The organism is Croceicoccus gelatinilyticus (assembly GCF_018398395.1).
GTDB lineage: Bacteria > Pseudomonadota > Alphaproteobacteria > Sphingomonadales > Sphingomonadaceae > Croceicoccus > Croceicoccus gelatinilyticus.
Genome location: NZ_JAHCBF010000005.1, coordinates 61,989 through 84,166, shown reverse-complemented (window position 1 = coordinate 84,166; position 22,178 = coordinate 61,989). Strand labels below are relative to the sequence as shown.

General features: G+C 63.0%; 19 protein-coding genes. 13 read left to right on the top strand and 6 right to left on the bottom strand.

Going from position 1 to position 22,178, the window contains the following annotated elements; translation table 11 throughout:
- The first annotated feature begins 20 nt into the window (after positions 1–20).
- From plsY to KIH45_RS11720, 4 genes are all read left to right on the top strand, one after another.
- On the top strand, positions 21–614 hold the full coding sequence (plsY, locus tag KIH45_RS11735) for a glycerol-3-phosphate 1-O-acyltransferase PlsY (protein WP_337925475.1): 594 nt from the start codon (positions 21–23) through the stop codon (positions 612–614).
- A gap of 10 nt (positions 615–624) precedes the next feature.
- Positions 625–1,725 carry a DNA-processing protein DprA gene (dprA, locus tag KIH45_RS11730; protein WP_213176194.1) on the top strand — a complete coding sequence of 367 codons (1,101 nt, stop codon included), beginning with the start codon at positions 625–627 and terminating at the stop codon, positions 1,723–1,725.
- 315 nt (positions 1,726–2,040) lie between these two features.
- Positions 2,041–4,587, top strand: a complete 2,547-nt coding sequence (topA, locus tag KIH45_RS11725; protein WP_213176193.1) for a type I DNA topoisomerase — start codon at positions 2,041–2,043, stop codon at positions 4,585–4,587.
- 50 nt (positions 4,588–4,637) lie between these two features.
- Positions 4,638–6,083, top strand: a complete 1,446-nt coding sequence (locus KIH45_RS11720; RefSeq protein WP_225899880.1) for an MFS transporter — start codon at positions 4,638–4,640, stop codon at positions 6,081–6,083.
- Between the two features lie 4 nt (positions 6,084–6,087).
- Here KIH45_RS11720 and era read toward each other — a convergent pair whose 3' ends face one another.
- The 3 genes from era to lepB are packed head-to-tail and all read right to left on the bottom strand — an operon-like array spanning position 6,088 to position 8,543.
- A complete protein-coding gene (era, locus tag KIH45_RS11715; RefSeq protein ID WP_213176192.1) occupies positions 6,088–6,990 on the bottom strand; it encodes a GTPase Era in 903 nt (300 codons plus the stop codon).
- The gene (gene rnc / locus KIH45_RS11710; protein WP_213176191.1) at positions 6,983–7,654 is read right to left on the bottom strand and encodes a ribonuclease III; all 672 of its coding nucleotides are present in this window, start codon (positions 7,652–7,654) and stop codon (positions 6,983–6,985) included. The genes era and rnc overlap by 8 nt, the downstream gene beginning before the upstream one ends.
- 7 nt (positions 7,655–7,661) lie before the next feature.
- On the bottom strand, positions 7,662–8,543 hold the full coding sequence (lepB, locus tag KIH45_RS11705; protein WP_213176190.1) for a signal peptidase I: 882 nt from the start codon (positions 8,541–8,543) through the stop codon (positions 7,662–7,664).
- Between the two features lie 92 nt (positions 8,544–8,635).
- On the opposite strand from lepB, the gene pgi reads away from it, so the two are divergent.
- Positions 8,636–10,168, top strand: a complete 1,533-nt coding sequence (gene pgi, locus KIH45_RS11700) for a glucose-6-phosphate isomerase (protein ID WP_213176189.1) — start codon at positions 8,636–8,638, stop codon at positions 10,166–10,168.
- A gap of 30 nt (positions 10,169–10,198) precedes the next feature.
- Here pgi and KIH45_RS11695 read toward each other — a convergent pair whose 3' ends face one another.
- Together KIH45_RS11695 and KIH45_RS11690 are read right to left on the bottom strand one after the other, a co-directional pair.
- Positions 10,199–11,842: a TadG family pilus assembly protein gene (locus KIH45_RS11695; RefSeq protein WP_213176188.1), complete on the bottom strand. Its 1,644-nt coding sequence runs from the start codon at positions 11,840–11,842 to the stop codon at positions 10,199–10,201.
- A gap of 11 nt (positions 11,843–11,853) precedes the next feature.
- On the bottom strand, positions 11,854–12,255 hold the full coding sequence (locus KIH45_RS11690; protein ID WP_213176187.1) for a TadE/TadG family type IV pilus assembly protein: 402 nt from the start codon (positions 12,253–12,255) through the stop codon (positions 11,854–11,856).
- A 217-nt stretch (positions 12,256–12,472) separates the two neighbouring features.
- Between KIH45_RS11690 and gor the strand changes: the two genes are divergently transcribed.
- From gor to KIH45_RS11675, 3 genes are all read left to right on the top strand, one after another.
- Positions 12,473–13,819, top strand: coding sequence for a glutathione-disulfide reductase (gor, locus tag KIH45_RS11685; RefSeq protein WP_213176186.1), 1,347 nt, complete (start codon positions 12,473–12,475; stop codon positions 13,817–13,819).
- The gene (locus KIH45_RS11680) at positions 13,816–14,832 is read left to right on the top strand and encodes a S66 peptidase family protein (protein ID WP_213176185.1); all 1,017 of its coding nucleotides are present in this window, start codon (positions 13,816–13,818) and stop codon (positions 14,830–14,832) included. Before gor ends, KIH45_RS11680 begins: the two co-directional genes overlap by 4 nt.
- Positions 14,833–14,903: 71 nt before the next feature.
- Complete coding sequence (locus KIH45_RS11675) at positions 14,904–15,209, top strand: hypothetical protein (protein WP_213176184.1); 306 nt, start codon at positions 14,904–14,906, stop codon at positions 15,207–15,209.
- A 6-nt stretch (positions 15,210–15,215) separates the two neighbouring features.
- On the opposite strand, the gene KIH45_RS11670 is transcribed toward KIH45_RS11675, so the two are convergent.
- Complete coding sequence (locus tag KIH45_RS11670; protein ID WP_213176183.1) at positions 15,216–16,619, bottom strand: helix-turn-helix domain-containing protein; 1,404 nt, start codon at positions 16,617–16,619, stop codon at positions 15,216–15,218.
- 147 nt (positions 16,620–16,766) lie between these two features.
- Between KIH45_RS11670 and KIH45_RS11665 the strand changes: the two genes are divergently transcribed.
- From KIH45_RS11665 to scpA, 5 genes are read left to right on the top strand one after another with little or no spacing between them, the layout of a single operon-like run.
- Positions 16,767–18,299 carry an acyl-CoA carboxylase subunit beta gene (locus KIH45_RS11665; RefSeq protein WP_213176182.1) on the top strand — a complete coding sequence of 511 codons (1,533 nt, stop codon included), beginning with the start codon at positions 16,767–16,769 and terminating at the stop codon, positions 18,297–18,299.
- A 10-nt stretch (positions 18,300–18,309) separates the two neighbouring features.
- The gene (locus KIH45_RS11660; RefSeq protein WP_213176181.1) at positions 18,310–18,789 is read left to right on the top strand and encodes an OsmC family protein; all 480 of its coding nucleotides are present in this window, start codon (positions 18,310–18,312) and stop codon (positions 18,787–18,789) included.
- Positions 18,786–19,229, top strand: a complete 444-nt coding sequence (gene mce / locus KIH45_RS11655; RefSeq protein WP_213176180.1) for a methylmalonyl-CoA epimerase — start codon at positions 18,786–18,788, stop codon at positions 19,227–19,229. Before KIH45_RS11660 ends, mce begins: the two co-directional genes overlap by 4 nt.
- Entirely contained in the window at positions 19,229–20,008 is a 780-nt protein-coding gene (locus KIH45_RS11650) for an enoyl-CoA hydratase-related protein (RefSeq protein ID WP_213176179.1), read from the top strand. The genes mce and KIH45_RS11650 overlap by 1 nt, the downstream gene beginning before the upstream one ends.
- A 19-nt stretch (positions 20,009–20,027) precedes the next feature.
- Entirely contained in the window at positions 20,028–22,172 is a 2,145-nt protein-coding gene (gene scpA / locus KIH45_RS11645) for a methylmalonyl-CoA mutase (protein ID WP_213176178.1), read from the top strand.
- The last annotated feature ends 6 nt before the right edge of the window (positions 22,173–22,178 follow it).

Sequence of the window (22,178 nt, the reverse complement as noted above, 5' to 3'; positions counted from 1 at the left end):
CAGAGAGGATTGTCCTTCAAGTGTCTGCAACCGTGCTGATTTCGGCCCTTGTCCTGGGCTATGTGCTCGGCTCGATCCCGTTCGGCGTCATCCTCGTCCGCATGGCGGGCGCTGGCGACCTGCACCAGATCGGTTCCGGCGGCACGGGGGCGACGAATGTGCTGCGCACCGGGCGCAAGGGACTGGCGGCTGCGACTTTGCTTCTGGACCTGCTGAAGGGCGTTCTGGTCGTATTTCTGGCCCGTTCTTTCTGGCCAGGGCTTGAGGCGATTGCCGGTGTCGCGGCCATCATCGGCCATTGTTACCCGATCTGGCTGCGGTTCAAGGGTGGCAAGGGCGTGGCGACGCTGATGGGCGTTGCGCTGGGTCTGGCATGGCCGATCGGAGCGATCTTCGCGGTCGTGTGGATCGGTGTGCTGGCGATTACGCGTATTTCGTCGGTCGGCGGGATGAGCGCGGCAATCGCGGCGCCCATCGCGGCGCAAGTGCTTGGCTATCAGATTTACGCACCGGCGCTGGCCGCGATGGCGGTGGTCGTCCTGTGGCGGCACCGTGACAATATTCGCAGGCTTTTCGCCGGCAAGGAGCCGCGCATCGGCAGCAAGAAGGGCTGATCCCGCTCCGATGACCCTGACGCAGGAAGAGGCTTTCGCCCGCATCCGCCTGTTGCGTTCGCCCAACGTGGGCCCCGTGACTTTCCGTCAGCTTCTGCGGCGTTTCGGCAGTGCCGTCGCGGCGCTTGAGGCTTTGCCGGACATGGCGGCACGCGGCGGGCGGCGAATGACGGTCGCGCATCCCGACGCGATACGCGAAGAGATCGCGGCGGTTCGCGCGGCAGGGGCGCGTTACCTGTTTCACGACGATACTGCCTATCCGGCCCTGCTGCGCGAGGCTCCGTCCGCGCCGCCAATCGTAACCTATCGCGGCGATGTCGCTTTGCTGGCCGAGCCCGCCGTGGCCATTGTCGGCGCACGCAATGCCAGTGCCGCCGCGCTGAAACTGGCGCTCCAGTTCGGCGAGGCCCTGGCCGATGCGGGCAAGCTCGTCGTGTCGGGCCTTGCACGCGGCATTGACGGTGCAGCGCATGAAGGCGCCTTGTCGACCGGCGCGACCGCGGCGGTAATCGCGGGCGGTATCGATGTCGTCTATCCACCTCAACATGCCGACTTGCAGGAGCGCATCGCGAACGAAGGCGTGTTGATCGCGGAACAGCCGCCCGGCACAGAACCGCAAGCGCGCCATTTCCCCAGCCGCAATCGCATTATCGCGGGGCTTGCCTCTGGCACGCTCGTCGTAGAGGCCGCGCCGAAATCTGGCAGCCTGATCACCGCGCGCCTCGCTGGCGAAGCGGGCCGGGAGGTCATGGCGATCCCGGGCAATCCGCTCGACGGCCGGGCGAGGGGGTGTAACCAGTTGATCCGTGACGGCGCGGTTCTCGTTCAGACGCCGGATGACGTGATCGAATTGATCGAGGACTTCACCGGACAGCCGCGCTCGACTTTCCGGGAGGAACGGCCCGCATTTACGGAATTCGATCTGGCGGAAGGTGCTGGGGAACACCCTGCCGAGATCGAGAGCCTGCTCTCTTCCGCGCCGGTTCCGGTGGATGACATCGTGCGATCCAGCGGCGAAAGTCCGGGCTCGGTCCAGTTGGCGCTGCTCGAACTCGAGCTGGCGGGACGGCTGACGCGCCATGCCGGCGGACGTGTATCTCTCAATACCTGAGCAATAAAGATTGCAGCATTTGTAAGCGGTATTCAGGCGCCAACGCTGGCATCCCATTGCGCGGCCGCCGGGGCGCACAGGTCTTTCGGCACCGGTCACATGGTGATCCAAGGTCAAGGTCGCAACGCTTGCGAACGACCTTGCTATCGCGGGCGTCGCAATGCTTCGCTGATAATTCCGACGGTTGAAGTAGGACCCGGTCCGCGACTTTGCGGCCGGGTCTTGCTTTATCGGCTTGACCAACGCAGGGGGCGGTACCCAGATTCACACGCGTATACGCGTAGGGGCGTCCTGTCCCGCGCCCGGGAATATTGAATGCAGCTTGTTATCGTCGAGTCGCCCGCCAAGGCGAAGACAATCGAGAAATACCTCGGCTCGGACTACAAGGTCCTTGCCAGCTACGGCCATGTCCGCGACCTGCCGCCCAAGGATGGCTCGGTCCGCCCGGACGAAGGCTTCGCCATGGATTGGGAGCTTTACGGCGACAAGCAGAAGCAGGTCCGCGCGATCGCCGATGCCGCCAAGCAGGCCGACCGCCTGATCCTCGCGACCGACCCTGACCGCGAGGGAGAGGCGATCTCGTGGCACGTCCAGGAGCTGCTGGCCAAGCGCAAGGCGCTGCCCAAGGACGTGGAGCGGGTTACCTTCAACGCCATCACCAAGAAGGCGGTCACCGACGCGATGGCCGCCCCGCGCGAACTCGACCGCGACCTGATCGACGCCTATCTCGCCCGCCGCGCGCTGGACTACCTCTTCGGCTTCACGCTCTCGCCGGTCCTCTGGCGCAAGCTGCCGGGCGCCAAGTCCGCTGGTCGCGTCCAGTCGGTCGCGCTGCGCCTGATTGTCGAGCGTGAGCGCGAGATCGAGGCTTTCAAGCCGCAGGAATACTGGAACGTCCTTGCCAAGCTGGAGCATGACGGCACTGCGTTCGATGCGCGTCTGGTCCGGTTCGAAGGCAACAAGCTTGACCGCCTGAGCCTTGGCGACGAAGGCATCGCGACGCGGGCGAAGAAGGCTGTCGAAGACGGTCTCTTCACTGTCGAAAACGTCGAGACCAAGCCCCAGCGCCGCAATCCGGCACCGCCGTTCACGACCTCGACGCTGCAGCAGGAAGCGGCGCGCAAGCTGGGCTATTCGGCCAGCCACACGATGCGGCTGGCGCAGGGCCTCTATGAGCAGGGCGCGATCACCTACATGCGTACCGACGGCGTCCAGATGGACCCGGGCGCGATCAGCGCGGCGCGCAAGGCGATCTCGGACCGGTTCAGCGGGCACTACTTGCCCGAAAAGCCGCGCCACTATCAGACCAAGGCCAAGAACGCGCAGGAAGCGCACGAGGCGATCCGCCCGACCGATTTCTCGCGCGATCGTGCAGGGCAGGGCGATGCGGCCAAGCTCTACGACCTCATCTACAAGCGCGCGATGGCCAGCCAGATGGCTTCTGCCGCATTGGAACGCACGACCGTCACGATGCGCGACGGCACGGGCAGCCACGAGCTGCGCGCAACCGGTCAGGTCGTGAAGTTCCCCGGCTTTCTCGCGGTCTATGAAGAAGGGCTCGACCAGAAGGGCGAGGACGATGACGAGGGCCTGCTGCCGTTCCTGAAGTCGGGCGACCGTCCGGCCAAGAAGGGCGTCGAAGCGACCCAGCACTTTACCCAGCCGCCGCCGCGTTTCTCCGAGGCCAGCCTCGTCAAGCGGATGGAGGAACTGGGCATCGGGCGTCCTTCGACTTACGCCTCGGTCATTCAGGTCCTGAAGGATCGCAACTACGTCCGGACCGAGAAAAACCGTTTCTTTGCAGAGGATTCAGGCCGGCTTCTCACCTCGTTTCTCGAACGCTTTTTTGAGCGGTATGTCGCCTACGACTTCACCGCCGGCATGGAAGAGGAACTGGACGACGTTTCGGGCGGGCGCGCTGACTGGCAGGCCGTGCTCGACGCGTTCTGGCGCGACTTCAAGCCCAAGTCCGACGAGGTCATGGAGCACAAGCCGTCCGAAGTGATGGAGCAGCTCGACACCTTCCTTTCGGACTATCTCTTCCCGCCCAAGGAAGACGGCACCGACCCGCGCGCCTGCCCGCTTTGCGGTGACGGCAAGCTGTCGCTTCGCGGCAGCCGCAACGGGCCGTTCATCGGCTGCTCGAACTACCCCGAGTGCAAATATACCCGCGGCTTCGGCCAGCCGGGGGCCGACGGGGACGAAGGCGGCGACGGCGTTGTCGGCAAGCACCCGGAAACGGGTGAGGACATCGTTCGCAAGACGGGCCGTTTCGGTCCCTACATCCAGATGGGTGAGGGCAAGGAAGCGGCGCGCGCTTCGATCCCGAAGGACATTCCAGAGCTCGATCTCGAATGGGCGGTGAAGCTCATCTCGCTGCCGCGCATCGTGGGTGAGCACCCGGAGACCGGTAAGGAAATCGAGGCGAACATCGGGCGCTACGGTCCCTATCTTCGCCACGACGGTAAGTATGCGAAGCTCACCAGCACGGCCGACGTGTTCGACACCGGCATGAACGCGGCAGTTACCCTGCTGGCCGAGGCGCAGAACCGTGGCGGACGCGGGGCGCGCGCCAAGGCAGAGCCGCTGAAGACTTTCGGCGCGCATCCGGAAAGCGGCGGCGAGATCAAGCTGCTGGCGGGGCGCTATGGCCCCTATGTCACCGACGGCACCACCAACGCCACGATCCCGCGCGACATGAAGCCGGAGGACGTGACCGAGGAAGACGCGGTCCGCCTGATTTCCGAACGTGCGGCCAAGGGCGGCACGAAGAAGAAAAAGAAGAAGGCTACCAAGAAGAAGGCGCCTGCGAAAAAGAAGGCGGCGGCCAAGAAAAAGGCGCCTGCCAAGAAGGCGGAATGATACCTTGGTAGCGCCCGGGATACCGACGGTAATTCGGGCGTTGTCGGGTCATGCTGCAGATGCGAGGTAACGTGACGGACGCCGAACGGGCGGGCAAAAGCTCGACGGAGGCTGAAGGCTATCAGGGTCTTCCCATGCCGCGCCGTTTCTATGCTATCGCGGCCATTTCCTTCGGTCTTTCGTTGCTCGTCATCGACGGACAGATCGCCAATGTCGCCTTGCCGACACTCTCGCGCGAACTGGGCGTGGGCGAGGGCGCTATCACCAGTGTCGTCACGATCTACCAGCTCGTCATGGTCATGGGGCTTTTGCCGCTGGCCAGTCTTGGCGACCGCATCGGGCACCGCAAGCTTTACCAGATCGGGCAGCTTGTCTTCTGCGTGGCTTCGGCCCTGTGTTTCTTCGTCGACAACTTTTCGATGCTACTGGTCCTGCGCGCAGGGCAGGCGATTGGTGCGTCCATGGCGATGGCCGTCAACGTCGCACTGGTTCGGGCGATCTATCCCGAAAAGTCGCTTGGTGCGGGATTGGGCTTCAACTCCATCGTCGTCGCATCATCGGCGGCCTTGGCGCCGACGCTTGGCGGGTACATCGTCGCGCATTTTCCTTGGCAGAGCGTGTTCTTCGTCGCCGCTCCGCTAGCCGTCGTCTCCCTCTTGCTGGGTCGAGCTTTGCCCGATCCGGAGCCGCGTCCGGGCAAGACCGACTGGACCGGCGGGATCTGGAGCGCGGTGACGATGGCGCTGCTGATCGGCGGTCTGCAGCTTGCCAGCCACGAGAATACTCGCTGGCTTGGCATTGCGAGTGTTTTGGCAGGCATCGCCTCGACATGGTTCCTGGTGAAGCGCGAAGGCACGAGGGAACGGCCCATCGTGCCGGTCGACCTGCTGAAGGTTCCGGTCATAGGGCTATCCGCGCTTGCCGCTGTGGCTGTGTTCCTGTCTGCCGGCGCGCTGATGATCACGCTGCCTTTCCGATTGGAACAAGGCATGGGCTATTCGCCAGATCAGGTCGGCCTGCTGCTCTTGCCGTTCCCGCTCACGATGCTCGTCATTTCGCCCACCGCGGGTTGGCTGTCCGACCGTGTCGCAGCCAGCAAGCTGGGCGTACCCGGCCTCATCGTCGCGATCGTCGGGCTCATCCTGCTTTCGCTGTTGCCTGACGACGCCGGTGGCTGGGACGTTGCGTGGCGGTTGTCCATTACCGCGGCGGGCTTCGGGTTCTTCCTCGCGCCCAATTCACGCCTCGCCATCGGCAATGCGCCGATGCACCGGTCTGCGGCTGCGGGCGGTGTCTTGTCGACTTCGCGGCTGTTGGGTCAGGCGACCGCAGCGGCGGTGGTCGGCCTGTTGCTTGGCCTTGGGCTCGGGCTTGGTCCGATACCGTTCTACGTGTCGATCGGCTTCGCCGTTCTCGCCGCTGCCTGCACGATGTTCCGGTTCAATACCGTAACGGCGGCACAGGCGCGGCAGAGCGAGGCGGGATCGGCATTTTAGGCGCTTACTTCACCCAGTCCAGCCCCAGCACTTCATAGAACTCGCGATTATCGGCCCAGTTTTCCTCGACCTTCACGTGGAGGAAGAGGTGGACTTTCTGTTCGAGAAGTTCGCTTAACTCCTTGCGCGCAGCTTCGCCGATGGCCTTGATGCGCGATCCGCCCTTGCCGAGCACGATGGCTTTTTGCGTATCACGTCCGACTACGATCTGCTGGCGGATTTCAACCGAACCGTCCTCGTTCTGGCGATAGGCCTCGGGCCGGACCGCGCTGTCATAGGGCAGTTCGTCGCGAAGCTGGCGGTAGAGCTGTTCGCGCGTGATTTCGGCAGCCAGCAGGCGTTCCGAGGCGTCCGAGACCTGGTCCTCGGGGTAAAGCCACGGGCCTTCGGGCATCATCTCGGCAAGGCGCGATTTAAGTTCGGGAACGCCGTCGCCGGTCATGGCCGACACAAAGAAGATTTCATCGAAAGCGGCTTTGTCGCTCAACTCCTGTGCGAGCAGCAGAAGCGCTTCTTTCTTCGAGATATCGACCTTGTTGAGCACGAGGAGCTTGCGCTCCTTGCGCGATGCCAGCGTTTCCAGCAGCGGCTCAAGCTCGTGCCGGCGCAGCTTCACGCTGTCGACGACGAGCATGATCGCATCGGCGGCCTCTGCACCTTCCCATGCGGCGGAGACCATCGCGCGGTCGAGCCGGCGGCGCGGCGCGAAGATGCCGGGCGTGTCGGCGAGCACGATCTGCGTCGAGCCAAGCAGTGCGATGCCCAGCAGGCGCGCGCGGGTCGTCTGGGCCTTGGGGCTGGTGATAGCCACCTTCTGCCCGACGAGCGCGTTGACGAGGGTCGACTTGCCCGCATTGGGGGCGCCGATGACGGCGACGACGCCGCAATTTGTCTGTTCTTCAGCCATGTTGGTCCAGAAATGCCGTTGCGGCCGCGGTTTCGGCCTGTTGCTTGGAATCGCCTTCGCCGGTCGCCTCGCCGACACCCCTGACGGTTACCTTGACGGTAAAGCGCGAGGCATGGTCGGGGCCGGACCGGTCGAGCAGTTCGTATTCGGGCGGCTTGCGGCGATTGCCGGCGGCCCACTCCTGCAAGGCGGACTTGGGGTGTTTCTTGCGTCCGGCGCGGCCTTCCACCGCATCGCCGAACCATTTGCGCACGAGCGCGCGGGCGACTTCGAAGCCGTGATCGACCTGACAGGCACCGATCAGCGATTCGATGATGTCGCCAAGGATGTTGTCGCTATCCAGCCCGCCATCGGCGCGGGCCTGCTTGCCCAGACGCATATGGGCCGACAGGTCGATTTCGCGTGCGACGCGGGCACAGGATTGGCGGCTGACAAGGGCGTTGAGGCGCTGCGACAGCTTGCCCTCGGTATCCTCGCCCTTTTCGTAGAGCCATTCGGCGATCGAAAGTCCAAGCACGCGGTCGCCAAGGAATTCGAGCCGCTGGTAATCGAAATCCTCGCCCGTGCTGCCGTGCGTCAGTGCAGCGGTCCACAAATGCTCGTCCTTGGCCGGAAGCCCGGTCTGAGCCGCGATCCAGTCCTTCGTTTCGGGGGATAGGGTCATGGTCGGATCAGAAGGTCGTGCCGAGCCGGTCCCAGCGCGCGGCGGTGAACCAGGTCCAGGGAAGCAGCCACTCGGCCGAACCGTCGGTCGACCACATCATGATCTGCGCGCGTCCGACAAGGTTCTCGATCGGCACCATTCCGACACCGCCACCGACTTCGGCCGGAAAGCGGCTGTCTTCGGAATTGTCGCGATTGTCGCCCATCATGAAGACATGGCCTGCGGGAACGGTGAATACCGAGGTATTGTCCTGTGGCGTGATCGCGATGTCGAGCACCTCGTAACTGCGACCCTCGGGCAGGGTTTCGACATAGCGGGGATAGCGGCAGAAGCCTTGGCCAGCATCGTCCACTTCCTCGAAATCGGTGCGGGCACAGGGCGAGGGGCGACCGTCTAGGGCAGCGGCGTCGATCATGTTCTGCGTGATCGGCAGAACGAAGTCGTCGATCTTGCGCTTCTTCACTTCGTCGCCGTTGATGTAGAGCGTGCCGTCGCGCATCTGGATCTGGTCACCCGGCAGGCCGATGACGCGCTTGATATAGTCGACCTCTGCCGTAGGCGGTGCCTTGAACACCGCGATGTCGCCGCGTTCCGGTTCGGAAGCGAGGATGCGGCCCGGGATCAGCGGCACGTTGAACGGCAGCGAATAGCGCGTGTAGCCGTAGGGCCATTTCGCGGCGAGCAGGTAGTCCCCGATCAGCAGGCGCGGCAGCATCGATTCCGAGGGAATCGAGAAGGGCGAGAATATGAAGCTGCGGAAGATGAAGACGACGACCGCCAGCTTCACGAGGAAGACGACGAAGCTGTCTTCCTTCTTTTCCTTTTTCGCGGGAGCAGCGCCGGTATCTGCGGCGTCCACGTCTTTCCCTTTGCCGAATTTCAATCGCATTCGAGGTGTTTCATCCATGCCCACTGGTAAGCCTGCGCGGCATAGGGCAGTAACCCCGTGTTGCAAAGCAAAACGAAGGACCGATCCGCCCGATGACCGATACTGCCGCCTGCTGGACTGCCCTTGAAAATACGCCGACCGCGACGCTGAAAGAGCTGTTCGCTGCCGATGCGAACCGGGTGGGGACCTATTCGGCGACACTGACCGTGGAGGAATCGGAAGTCTATTTCGACTGGTCCAAGACGCATCTTTCCGCCGATCTGGTCGCAAAGTTCGAGGCTTTGGCGCGGGCCGCCGGCTTTAACGCTGCACGCGAAACGATGCTGGGTGGCGGTATGGCGAACCCGACCGAGGGGCGTGCTGCAGAACATACCGCCCAGCGCGGCATCGGCGCGGACGAAAGCGTGGCCGAGGCCGACGCCTTCCACATGCGGATGCGCGGCCTGGTCGAGGCGATCCACGAAGGCGTTTTCGGGCCGGTAAAGCACCTGATCCACATCGGCATCGGCGGCTCGGCGCTCGGCCCCGCGCTGGCCATCGACGCGCTCGCCCGTCCGACGGCGGAATGGCGCGCGCCGGTCGATGTCCATGTCGTCTCCAACATCGACGGCAATGCGCTGGAAGCCGCTTTCGAGGTCTGCGATCCGGCAACGACGATGATCGCGGTCGCGTCGAAAACTTTCACCACGATCGAGACGATGACCAACGCGGCCAGCGCGATCCAGTGGCTGGAAGAATCGGGCGTATCCGATCCCTACGGCAAGGTCGTCGCCCTGACCGCCAGCCCCGACAAGGCCGTCGAATGGGGCGTCGATGAGACCCGCGTCCTGCCGTTTTCCCAAAGCGTGGGCGGGCGCTATTCGCTCTGGTCCTCGATCGGCTTTCCGGTTGCCATTGCGCTTGGCTGGGACGGGTTTGCCGCGTTTCTCGAAGGTGCGGCTGCGGTCGACCGGCATTTTGCCGATACCGACGGGTTTGCGAACCTGCCGCTGCGCGCCGCTTTCGTCGACCTGATGTATGTACAGCTTCGCGGCTGCCAGACGCGCGCGGTCTTTGCCTATGACGAGCGGCTGGCCCTGTTTCCCGATTACCTTCAGCAGCTCGAGATGGAATCGAACGGCAAGTCGGTCCTTACGGACGGATCGGCGCTTGGCCGGCAGAGCGCGCCGATCACATGGGGCGGGGTGGGTACCGATGCACAGCACGCGGTGTTCCAGCTTCTCCACCAAGGCACGGTCGAAGTTCCGGTCGACTTCATCGCGGTGAAGCAGGCGGGGCACGATCTCGATCCCGAACACCATGCGATCCTGCTGACCAACTGTTTCGCGCAAGGCGCGGCGTTGATGGCGGGCAAGGAGAGCGACGATGGTGCGCGGGCCTATCCGGGCAATCGCCCGTCGACCACGATCCTGTGCGACAGGATGGACCCGGCGACGCTTGGCGCGTTGATCGCGTTCCACGAACATCGCACGTTCGCCAACGCGGTCCTGCTGGGCATCAACCCGTTCGACCAGTTCGGCGTGGAGCTTGGCAAGCAGATCGCCAACCAGATCGCAGCTGGCGGGGGCGAGGGGTTCGACCCCAGTACGGAAGCTCTGCTGGCGGCTGCGGGCCTGAAGGACTGATCCCTCCAGCGCTCTCGCAGCCAGCGACCCTTACGCCACCAGTGTAGGAAGCCCGCACTTCATCGCGTTGACCCGCGTGTCGGCAATCCCGAGGCGCACACCCATCGTGCGGGTCGCGGTGTTGACCACGCTGTCGAGCGTAGGCGCGGCCGACAGCAGCGCGGTCGAGATCTGGCCCTCGATAACGTCGGTCGGTGTAAGCGAGAGCGGGCCAGCCGTGACCGTGATCGCGGCGTCGTTGGCCAGAGAGGTTGCAATCGCCGTAATCGCGTCATCGCTCGAAACCGACTTGGTGGTCTTTGAAGAAATGTCGCTGGGCGAGAAGTGCACTGACTTGGCCGTCGTTCCGCCCAGTTCGATCACGGACAGCCCTTCGACTTTCACACCGACGATGCTGGCGAGCGTGGCATTCGTCAGTACGGGTTCGCTGGTCAATTCGCCCAGTTCGCTGGCATCGGTCTGCGCGATGGCCACGGTGCCGATAGAAGGTGTCACGGCAAGGGTGACGCCGTCGGTGGAGTCCCCCGCGCCGCAGCTGATCGCGCTTAGCTTGGCTTCAGCCGAAGCCAGTTCGACGTAAAGCGGAACCTTCATCGACGTGATGCCGGTGGCTGCGGCCGGAACGGTGCTTTCGATGTAGAGCCGGATGCGACCGGTGCGCACTACCATGTCCTTGCTGTCCGTAACCGTGAACAGGGGCGTTGCCGCGATCACGTTCCCGCCGACGAGCCGTACCTTGGTGCTGCTGAGACCTGCGACCGACACGTTGGTCTGCACGTCGTATCCGTCGCCGTGCGAGTATTCGATCGCGCCGCGCAGAACAGAGGCCGCGTCCACCGTCATCTTGCCCGTGCCGTCATTGAAGTCGGTTTTCGCATAAGGGCCGAGGTCGATCATGTCGGCCAGCTTGATCGTTTCGCCGCCAAGCTTGCTGGCAACGGCAAGCAGGATGGTCTCGCTGTCGTCGCTGGGCGAAACGCCGGCCATTGCCTCAACGATGTCGTTCAGGGGAATGTCGCTTTCGAACACTTCGCCATAGCTTTTGCCTGACAGCCCCGCCTTGTCGCGAACCGCGTCGGCGAAATCCATGAGGTCGATCGCCGTGCCCTCCAGGCTGGAGAAGTCGTTGACGGTCAGTTGCAGGTCGTCTCCGGCCAGCGCCGAAAGCAAGGCATTGGGCACACCGCCCGACAGTGAGCCGAGGCGAGCGCCGACCTGAAATGCTGCGCGGTCCATGCGTGCTGCGGTGGCAACGGCGTTCACCGTTGTCGTATCCTTGGAGAAGACGCGCGCGAAATAGAGCTTCACGTCGCGCGACAACGTTACCCGGGCAGCGGTGGGCGTATCCTCGTCAGCCGTAAAACGCGCATCGAGCTCGACATCGTCGATCCGTTCGTAATCGCCCGGCTCGATGCTCTTGATTACGATGTCCCCATCGCCCCGGCGCACGATCAGCTCCTGTACGGCGGCATCGGCCCCTGTTTCGAGCGTATCGACCGCGGCGATCGCTGCAGCGTCGGCAGCATTCTGCAAGTCGCGCTTCGCAAGATAGACCATGCCCAGATCGACGCCCAGCGCACAGGCTCCGCAAAGCAGGGCAGCGCCAGCTCCCATCATGATGCCGACGGCGGCATCTTCGTTGCGATGGAACCGGCGAAGAATGGTTAGGGGCATGTCGTATCTCCTCATACGCCGACGAGCCGCACCACTGCGCTGCGCTCGATCGTGCTGGAGGGAAGGGGCAGGAGCGAGGTCGCTCCCATGAGTGTGCCTGACCCATCGTAAGTCACGGTCACGGTGTAGTAGGCGCCGTCGAGATCGGTCTGCACGACGAGCTTCGTCGGGTCGAGGTGATCGGACCCGATCACGCTGGCCTCGATACTTGCCGTGACGAGCCGGGTCCGTTCTGCCTGGTTCAAGCCAGCCAGCGCGGACCTTGCCGCGTCGTTGGCCGCAGATTGCACATTATGTGCAGCGACGAACCAGCTGCCATAACTGACGATGCCAAGCATGACGGTTATGAGGATCGGCAGCGCAAATGCTGCCTCCACCACCATCGATCCCTTTTCGTCCCCCACGAAGCCCATTCGGGGAGCGCGCCGGTTTTTGTTCGGTCGGTTCCACTTCATGGTTCCAGAATGAAGGCGACCCGTGAAAAACGAACTTCGAAAACTGAAAGGGCGGTCTACGTAAAATGCGCAAGGTAATGACGCTGGCTGTCATACGAAGCCCTTCGCGCGTTAAGGCATTTGCGATCCGGCACAGCGTTCCTATGTGTGTGGCCGGTTCGGACCAGGAGACCTCATGGCAGACTTTGACTACGACCTTTTCGTAATTGGTGCAGGCTCCGGAGGCGTTCGCGCGGCCCGTGTCGCGGCCTCGCACGGTGCAAAGGTCGCCATCGCGGAAGAGTACAGGATCGGGGGAACCTGCGTCATTCGCGGCTGTGTCCCGAAGAAGCTGCTCGTCTATGGCAGCCACTTTGCAGAAGACCTCGAAGATGCAGAAAATTACGGATGGTCGTTCGAAAATCCGAAATTTGACTGGAATCGCCTGCGTGATCACGTGCTGGGCGACGTCGACAGGTTGAACAGTCTTTACGAAAAAACACTCGAAAGCCACGGTGTAGAGCGGATCATGGAGCGTGCCGTGGTTAACGGCAGCAATACCGTGAAGCTGGCATCGGGCCGGGAAATCAGCGCAAAATACATACTGGTCGCGGTCGGCGGCTGGCCCTTCGTTCCCGAGTTCGAAGGTTCAGAGCACTGCATCACTTCGAACGAGGTCTTTCACCTCGACGAACTGCCCAAGCGGGTGGTGATCGCCGGTGCAGGTTACATCGCGCTCGAATTCGCCGGAATCCTTAACGCGCTGGGCTGCCACGTGACGGTCGTGAACCGTTCGGCGGTCATTCTGCGTGGTTATGACGAGAGCCTTCGCGACCGCCTTTTGCAGATCACGATGAGCCGCGGGATCGAGTACAAGTTCCATTGCCCGTTCCAGAAAGTCGAGAAGCGCGACGATGGCGCCTTCGACGTTCATCTGGAGGGGCAGGATGTCCTCGTTGCCGACCAGGTACTCGTCGCGACGGGGCGCCGCCCCAAGACCGACGGGCTGGGTCTGGAGAACGCCGGGATCGAGCTGGGCGAGAAGGGCGAAATCCCGGTCGACGAATTTTCGAAGACGAGTTGCGACAGCATCTACGCGGTCGGCGACGTAACCGATCGCATCCAGTTGACCCCGATCGCCATTCGCGAGGGACAGGCATTTGCCGATACCGTGTTTGGCGACAAGCCGACGACAGTGGATTACGACTGCGTGCCGAGTGCCGTATTCTCTCAGCCGCCGCTCGCCAGCGTGGGGATGACCGAGGGTGAGGCCCGCAATACTTATGGCAATATCAAGGTCTATTCCTCCGATTTCCGGGCGATGAAAAACATCTTCGCGCGGCGGCAGGAGCGGGGGCTTTACAAGTTGATCGTCGAAGTCCCGACCGAGAAGGTGCTGGGCCTGCACATGATCGGGCCCGAAGCCCCTGAAATCCTGCAGGCCGCTGCCATCGCGGTGAAGGCCGGTCTGACCAAGCAGGATTTCGACAACACCGTGGCCCTGCATCCCAGCATGGCCGAGGAACTGGTGTTAATGCGTTGACGACACGGCGGGCGGCACTGGCAGGATTGGGCGCGGCCACGGGACTGGCGCTCTCTCCCGCGCCGGTCGCTGCCCGCAAACCGGTCCGCAAGCCGCCAAGGCTTCGCGAAGGGGATGTTGTCGGTCTTGTCGAACCGGCGGGTTATACATCCGGTCCCGATGCACTGGCGCGGGTCCGTCATACCGTGGAAGGCATGGGGCTCGTCCCGCGCATTGGGGATCACGTTGGTGAGCGGTTCGGCTATCTTGCCGGGACGGACGAGCAGCGTGCCTCCGATATCAACGCGATGTTCGCGGACGACGAAATTCGCGCTGTCTTTGCGGTTCGTGGGGGCTGGGGTTCGGCGCGCATCCTTTCGCTGCTGGATTGGGACCTGATCCGGCGTAATCCAAAGCTTCTGGTCGGCTTCAGCGACGTGACCGGACTTCATATGGCGTTCGCCGCGAAGGCCGGATACCCGACGATCAGCGCGCCAAACATGGCGAGCAGTTGGCTAAGGCAAAGCTGGGAAAGTTTCTGGTGGCTGGCCTTTGCCGGGTCTGCCCCGATCCTTGGCGGGGCGAGGGCGGATTTGCCGATCCCGTTTGAGACGATCACCGGCGGCAAGGCGCGCGGCAAAATGCTGGGCGGCAACCTGACCGTGTTGACGGCGCTTGTCGGAACGCCATGGCTGCCTGTCTTCGATGGGGCGATCCTGTTTCTGGAGGATATCGGAGAGGCCGAGTACCGCATCGACAGGATGCTGAGCCAGCTCTCGCTCTCGGGCATGCTGGGCAAGCTGTCCGGTGTCGTATTCGGCCAGTGCACGCGCTGCGCAACTGACGAGCCGGACTACGCCGGATTTACGGTGCCTGACGTCGTGCGACAGTGGGTCGAGCCGCTGGGCATTCCGGCATTCCTTGGTGCCAATATCGGCCATATCCGTGACCAGCTCAGCATTCCCTTGGGCGTGGAAGTCGAAATAGATGCTGACGCCGGTACGATTGCGATCCTTGAGGCGGTCGTTACCTAAGCCTTTGCCAAAAAGGGGTTGCCTCTCGCGCGGCGTGGTACGATGATCCGGTTCAAGAGGAGTGCCCCCACATGAACTCTTTCGCCGGACAGCGAAGCGATCCCCTGCACGGACTTCCCCGCACCTTGATGTGGAGCGTCATTGGCGCGCTGCTATTGCTACCGGCAATTGCCATGCAGTTCAGCCCCGAAGTGAACTGGGGCCCCGGCGACTTCCTGTTCGCCGCCGTGCTTTTGGGCGGGCTTGGCCTTGGCGTCGAATGGATCATGCGCCGGATCAATGCGCAAACGTTTCGGATTGCCGGAATCGGAATCTTGCTACTTACCGTGATGCTGATCTGGGCCGAAGCTGCCGTCGGTATCTTCGGCGCGGCCTGAGCCACCTCAACCGATAGAGTAAGGGACGACCCCGCGCTCGTTCCGGTCGACCACGATCGTGCGGTCGCCGGGCGGGAATGCGCGCTGGTCGCAGTTTTCGCGCGGGCATATGCGGCAACTGGTGCCGATCGGTGTCGCGGCCGAACGTGCGGCAAGGTCCAGCCCGTCCGCATAGATAAAGCTTTCCGCATGTTCCGCCTCGCACCCCAGCGCCACGGCGTAACGGCGCGGCGGTCGCGCGAAACTGCCTGACGGTTTCACGAGGCCTTTTGCCATCGAGACATAGCGAACACCGTCCGGCATTTCGGCCAACTGGGTCAGGATGCGGTCGGGAATGGCGACGGCCTCGTGCACGATCCACAAAGGGCAGGCCCCGCCGAACCGGGCGAATTGCAGGCGTGTGGCAGAGTGCCGCTTGGTTATGTTGCCCGCCATGTCGACGCGGCAGAAGAAGAACGGAATGCCGCGCTCGTCCGGGCGTTGCAGCGTTGAGAGGCGGTGACAGGCCTGTTCGAAGCTGACCGAGAAGCGGCGGGTCAAGCGGTCGATGTCGTGCCGTTCTTCCAGCGCTGCTTCGCGAAAGGCGGTATAAGGCATGAGCAGTGCGCCTGCCGTGTAGTTCGCAAGGCCCACAGCGAGAAGCTGCCGAGCCGCTTGCGTGGCTAGCCCCGATGCATCGACGACGCTTCCGATCTCGCTCTCCAGCGCAATTGCGACGATCTGGTGCGCCAGCTGAAAGCGGCGCGTTTCTGGCGGCTGTGCGCTGTCGAGGACGATGCGGCCTTCCTCCAGCTTGCGAAGCGCGCTGCCGTCGCCCTCGACCACGCCGAGACCCAGCGCGTTTTGACCGAACCGCTCCAAGGCGTAAGTGCCGGGTGAGGGAGCATCGCCAGACAGCCGTGCTGCAAGCTGCTGGGCGGCGCGGTCCAGGGTGTCGATGTAATTTCCGGCGTCGTGGAACCAGTCGCGCACCTCCTCCCACGGCAGGCGCGCCGCGCTGTCGGTGCCCGCGCCAAGCGCTTCATCAAGGATCTGCAACCGCTCCCCTGCATCGCGATAGGCGCGGTGAAGCGAGACGAACCGTTCGGCCAGATGCGGCAACTGGCGCACTGCGCGGGTGGCCAGCGCTTCGTCCAGCGGTTCGGTGAAGATCGGGTCGGATGCCGCCTGCAGCAGCGCTTCGGCGCGCGCGTCGGAGCTTTCCCCGCCAATCTCGTCGCGCTCCATGCCAAAGCGGCGGGTGAGCGTTGCAAGGATCGGTGCAGTCAGCGGGCGATCGTCGTTTTCGATCTGCGAAAGATAGGAAACCGAGATCGACAGCGCTTTCGCCATCTCCGCCTGCTTCATGCCGTGACGTTCGCGCAGGGCACGTACGGACTGGCCAGCGAAGATGCGATGTGGTTTGCTCATGACCAGAACGCCTTAACGGTCTTGCGAAGTTTTGCAAAACCTCTTCACCTGATTTTGCAAATTTGCATTGGACTTGCCCGCCCAAGGACAGGATAGGCGCAGTTCGTCACGTTAGGCCGCACTCGCGGCCCGAAGGGAGCCGACCGGATGTCCGCCAATATCGCCGAAGTCGAACGTCGCCGCGCCGCAGCCAAGCTGGGCGGCGGTCAAAAGCGCATCGATGCCCAGCACGCCAAGGGTCGCCTGACCGCGCGCGAACGCCTCGAAGTGCTGCTGGACGAAGACAGCTTCGAAGAAATCGACATGTACGTCGAACACAACTGTGTCGATTTCGGCATGGCGGAACAGCATATTCCGGGTGACGGCGTCGTTACGGGTTCCGGCACGATCAACGGCCGGCTCGTCTATGTCTTCAGTCAGGACTTCACCGTGTTCGGCGGTTCGCTGTCGGAACGTCACGCGGAAAAGATCTGCAAGGTGATGGACGCCGCGATGAAAGTCGGCGCACCGGTCATCGGTCTCAACGATTCGGGCGGTGCCCGCATTCAGGAAGGCGTGGCCTCGCTCGGCGGTTATGCCGAAGTGTTCCAGCGCAACGTGATGGCCTCGGGCGTGATCCCGCAGCTTTCGCTCATCATGGGGCCTTGCGCTGGCGGCGCGGTCTATTCCCCCTCGATGACCGACTTCATCTTCATGGTCGAAGACAGCTCATACATGTTCGTGACGGGCCCCGAGGTCGTGAAGACCGTGACGAATGAGGTCGTAACGCAGGAAGAACTCGGCGGTGCATCGACGCACACCGTGAAGTCCGGCGTTGCCGATCTTGCCTGCGAAAACGACATCGTCGCCTTGCTTCAGGCACGCGATTTCATGGACTTCCTGCCCGCCTCGAACCGCGAAGACGTGCCTGAGCGTCCGACGAACGATCCGTGGGACCGCCTTGAAGAAAGCCTCGACACGATTATCCCGGCTTCGGCCAACCAGCCTTACGACATGCACGAAGTCATTCGTAAGACGGTGGACGAGGGTGAGTTCTTCGAGATTCAGCCCAAGCACGCCGCGAACATCATCTGCGGTTTCGGCCGTGTCGAAGGGCGCACTGTCGGCGTCGTCGCGAACCAGCCGATGGTGCTGGCCGGCGTGCTCGACATCGATAGTTCCAAGAAGGCCGCGCGCTTCGTGCGTTTCTGCGATGCCTTCAACATTCCGATTGTCACGCTGGTCGACGTGCCGGGCTTCCTGCCGGGCACCGCGCAAGAGCATAACGGCATCATCAAGCACGGCGCGAAGCTGCTCTTCGCTTATGCCGAGGCGACCGTTCCGAAGATCACCGTCATCACCCGCAAGGCATATGGCGGTGCCTATGACGTCATGGCGTCGAAGCATCTTCGCGGCGATCTCAACTACGCATGGCCGACCGCCGAGATCGCCGTGATGGGTGCGAAGGGTGCGGTGGAGATCATCTTCCGCCAGGATCGCGACAATCCGGAAAAGATCGCGGAAAAGACCAAGGAATACGAAGACCGCTTTGCCAATCCGTTCGTCGCGGCAAGCAAGGGCTTCATCGACGAGGTCATCATGCCGCACTCCACTCGCAAGCGCATCGCGCTGGGCCTGCGCAAGCTCCGCAACAAGGAGCTGGCGAACCCGTGGAAGAAGCACGACAACATCCCGCTCTGAGGACACCGCCATGGGTGAATACAAGGCAACCGTCCGCTGGGAAATCGGCGAGGGCGAGGTTTTTACGACCAACCGCTACAACCGCCGTCATGAGTGGCATTTCGATGGCGGTGCGGTCGTGCCCGGGTGCGCCGCGCCCGGTTATCTTCCGCCCGCATTGATCGATGAAAGTGCGGTCGATCCGGAGGAAGCCCTGCTAGCCTCTGCCGCGAGCTGCCACATGCTCTACTTCCTTGCCTATGCGGCAAAGGCGGGTTTTTCGATCGACGCCTATGAGGATAACCCCGTCGGTCACGTCGAGAAGAACGAGGATGGCGATCCGTGGGTTTCCACCATCGTCATGCGCCCATGTGCTACATTCGTGGGCGACAAGGTCCCGACCGCCGAGGAACTGGACCAACTTCATCACAGGGCGCACAAGTCCTGCATCATCGCGAACTCGCTAAAAAGCGAGATGACGATCGAGCCGGTATTCGGAGAGGCTGAATGAAACTGGGACGAATGAACCACCTCGGGTACGCCGTGCCCGACATGGATACCGCCATTGCCCACTATCGCGACGTCATGGGGGCAGAAGTGATCACCGAACCGTTCGATCTGCCGGAACAGGGCGTCAAGGTCTGCTTCGTGAACACGCCGGGCCATGACGGCACCGAAGGCACGCAGGTCGAGCTTCTATCGCCGCTGGACGAGAATTCGCCTGTCGCGGGCTTCATCGCGAAGAACCCGCTGGGTGGGCAGCATCACGTTTGTTTCGAAGTCCCCGACATCGCTGCGGCGCGTGAGTACTTCGAAGGCGTGGGCAAGCGTATCCTTGGCCCGACGCGTATCGGGGCCCACGGCACGCCGATCTTCTTCGTCCATCCCAAGGATATGATGGGCATGCTGACCGAGATCATGGAGACGCCCAAGGAAGGGGCGGCGCACTGATGGCTACGGGTAAGGCACGGCTTGAACACGACGGCAACGTCGCGATCCTGACGCTGGACGATCCGGCGACGCGCAACGCGCTGTCCTGGGACATGGCTGACGACATGAACGCGGCGCTGGACGGTATCGGTGATGCCCGGGCGCTGATTATCGCAGGCGCGGGCAAGGGCTTCTGTTCGGGCGGCGACCTGAGTCTTGGCAGCAGCGACAAAAGCTTCGGCGAACTGGTCGAGGAAGGGCTGCGCGATTCTGTAAACCCGATGCTGCGCCGCATTGCCGAACTCGACATGCCGGTGATCAGCGCGGTCAACGGAGCGGCCGCTGGTGCAGGCGCGCCGCTCGCGCTCAGCGCCGATTTCACGATCGCGGGCGAAAATGCCTTCTTCTTCTTCGCGTTTCCGAAAGTCGGGCTTGCGCTCGATGCCGGGGCAAGCTGGCTGATGCCGCGCCTTGTCGGGCAGGCACGTGCGATGCAGGCCCTGATGCTGGCGGAACGCATTCCGGCGCAACAGGCGCTGGACTGGGGGATGATCTACAAGGTCGTGCCCGATGAAGACCTGATGGCGAGCGCGCTGGAACTGGCAAAGCTTCTCGCCGATGGGCCGACCCGTTCTTACGCCGAAATTCGCAAGACCGTGCGAGCCGCGCAAAACGCCAGCTATACCGAGGCTCTGGACCTTGAAATGATGGCGCAGGGCCGCGCAGGCAACACCGACGATTGCAAGGAGGCGGTGACCGCCTTCCTTGAAAAACGTTCACCAGAATTCAAGGGCCGCTGAGGCCCACCAAGGACCGGACATGACCGACAAGACCGTCAAAGACTGGGAAGCCCTTGCCGACAAGGAAGTGAAGGGCCGTGACCTTACCTGGCACACGCCGGAGGGCATCGACGTAAAGCCGCTCTACACCGAAGCAGACGTCGAAGGCTGGGATCCGGGCCTTCCCGGGTTCGCGCCGTTCACGCGCGGCGTGAAGGCATCGATGTATGCGGGCCGTCCCTGGACGATCCGTCAGTACGCGGGCTTCTCGACGGCTGAGGAATCGAACGCCTTCTATCGCCGCAATCTTGCCGCGGGCCAGAAGGGCCTCTCGGTCGCCTTCGACCTTGCGACGCACCGCGGGTACGACTCCGACCACCCGCGCGTTGTTGGCGACGTCGGCAAGGCGGGTGTTGCGATCGACAGCGTCGAGGACATGAAGATCCTCTTCGACCAGATCCCACTTGACCAGATGAGCGTGTCGATGACGATGAACGGCGCGGTCATCCCGTGCCTTGCCTTCTACATCATCGCGGCAGAGGAACAGGGCGTTTCGCCCGACCAGCTGACCGGGACCATTCAGAACGACATCCTGAAGGAGTTCATGGTCCGCAACACCTACATCTATCCGCCCGAACCCAGCATGCGGATCATTTCGGACATCTTCGCATATACCGCGGACAACATGCCGAAATTCAACAGCATTTCGATTTCCGGCTACCACATGCAGGAAGCCGGCGCGACGCAGGTGCAGGAACTGGCCTTCACCATCGCCGACGGCATGGAATACGTGAAGTACGGCGTGGCCAGCGGCCTCGACATCGACAAGTTCGCTGGCCGCCTGTCGTTCTTCTTCGCCATCGGCATGAACTTCTTCATGGAAATCGCGAAGCTGCGCGCGGCCCGTACGCTGTGGCATCGCGCGATGACGCAGCTTGGCGCGCAATCCGAACGTTCGAAGATGCTGCGCACGCACTGCCAGACGAGCGGTGTCTCGCTGACCGAGCAGGACCCCTACAACAACGTCATGCGCACCACGATCGAAGCAATGGCCGCGATGCTGGGCGGGACGCAGTCGCTGCACACCAATGCTCTCGACGAAGCCATCGCGCTTCCCACCGACTTCTCGGCTCGCATCGCGCGCAATACGCAGATCGTGATCCAGGAAGAAACGGGCATGACCAACGTGGTCGACCCGCTCGGCGGCTCCTACTACGTCGAGGCGCTGACCAAGTCGCTGGTCGATGAGGCATGGTCGATCATCGAGCGTGTCGAGAACGAAGGCGGCATGGCCAAGGCGGTCGCCGCCGGTTGGCCCAAGGCGATGATCGAGGAAGCTGCCGCTGGTCGTCAGGCCCGCGTCGACAAGGGCGATGACGTCATCGTCGGCGTCAATAAGTTCCGCCTCAAGGACGAAGACCCGATCGAGACGCTGGACATTGATAACACCGCTGTCCGCCAGGCCCAGATTGCCCGGCTCGAAAAGATGCGCGCCAACCGCGACGAGGCGAAATGCCAGGCTGCACTTGCCGCGCTTCGCGAAGGCGCAAAGGGCAATGGCAATCTCCTTGCTCTTGCCGTCGATGCAGCTCGCGAACGCGCCAGCCTTGGCGAAATTTCGGACGCGATGGAGAGCGCGTTCGGTCGCTACGACACGATGCCGCGCCCGGTGAAGGGTGTGTACGGCGCTGCCTATGCGGGTGACGATCGCTATCAGGCCGTGGTTGATGGCGTCGATGCCGTCAGCCGCCGTCTTGGTCGCAAGCCCAAGGTGATGATCGCCAAGATGGGCCAGGACGGCCACGATCGCGGTGCGAACGTCATCGCTTCGGCCTTTGCAGACATGGGTTTCGAGGTGGTCTCCGGCCCGCTCTTCCAGACCCCTGCCGAAACGCGCGACATGGCGTTGGATAACGGCGTGGACCTCATCGGTGCTTCGTCGCTGGCCGCTGGGCACAAGACGCTCATCCCCGAGCTGATCCAGTTGCTGAAGGAAGCGGGACGTGCGGACATCAAGGTGACCGCAGGCGGCGTCATTCCGCCCAGCGACTACCAGTTCCTGCGCGATGCGGGCGTCCAGGGCATTTATGGTCCGGGCTCCAACGTGGTCGAGGCCGCTGCCGATGTGCTGCGCCTGCTGGGCCACAACATGCCGCCGTCCGATCTGGACGAAGCGGCGGAGTAAGGCTCA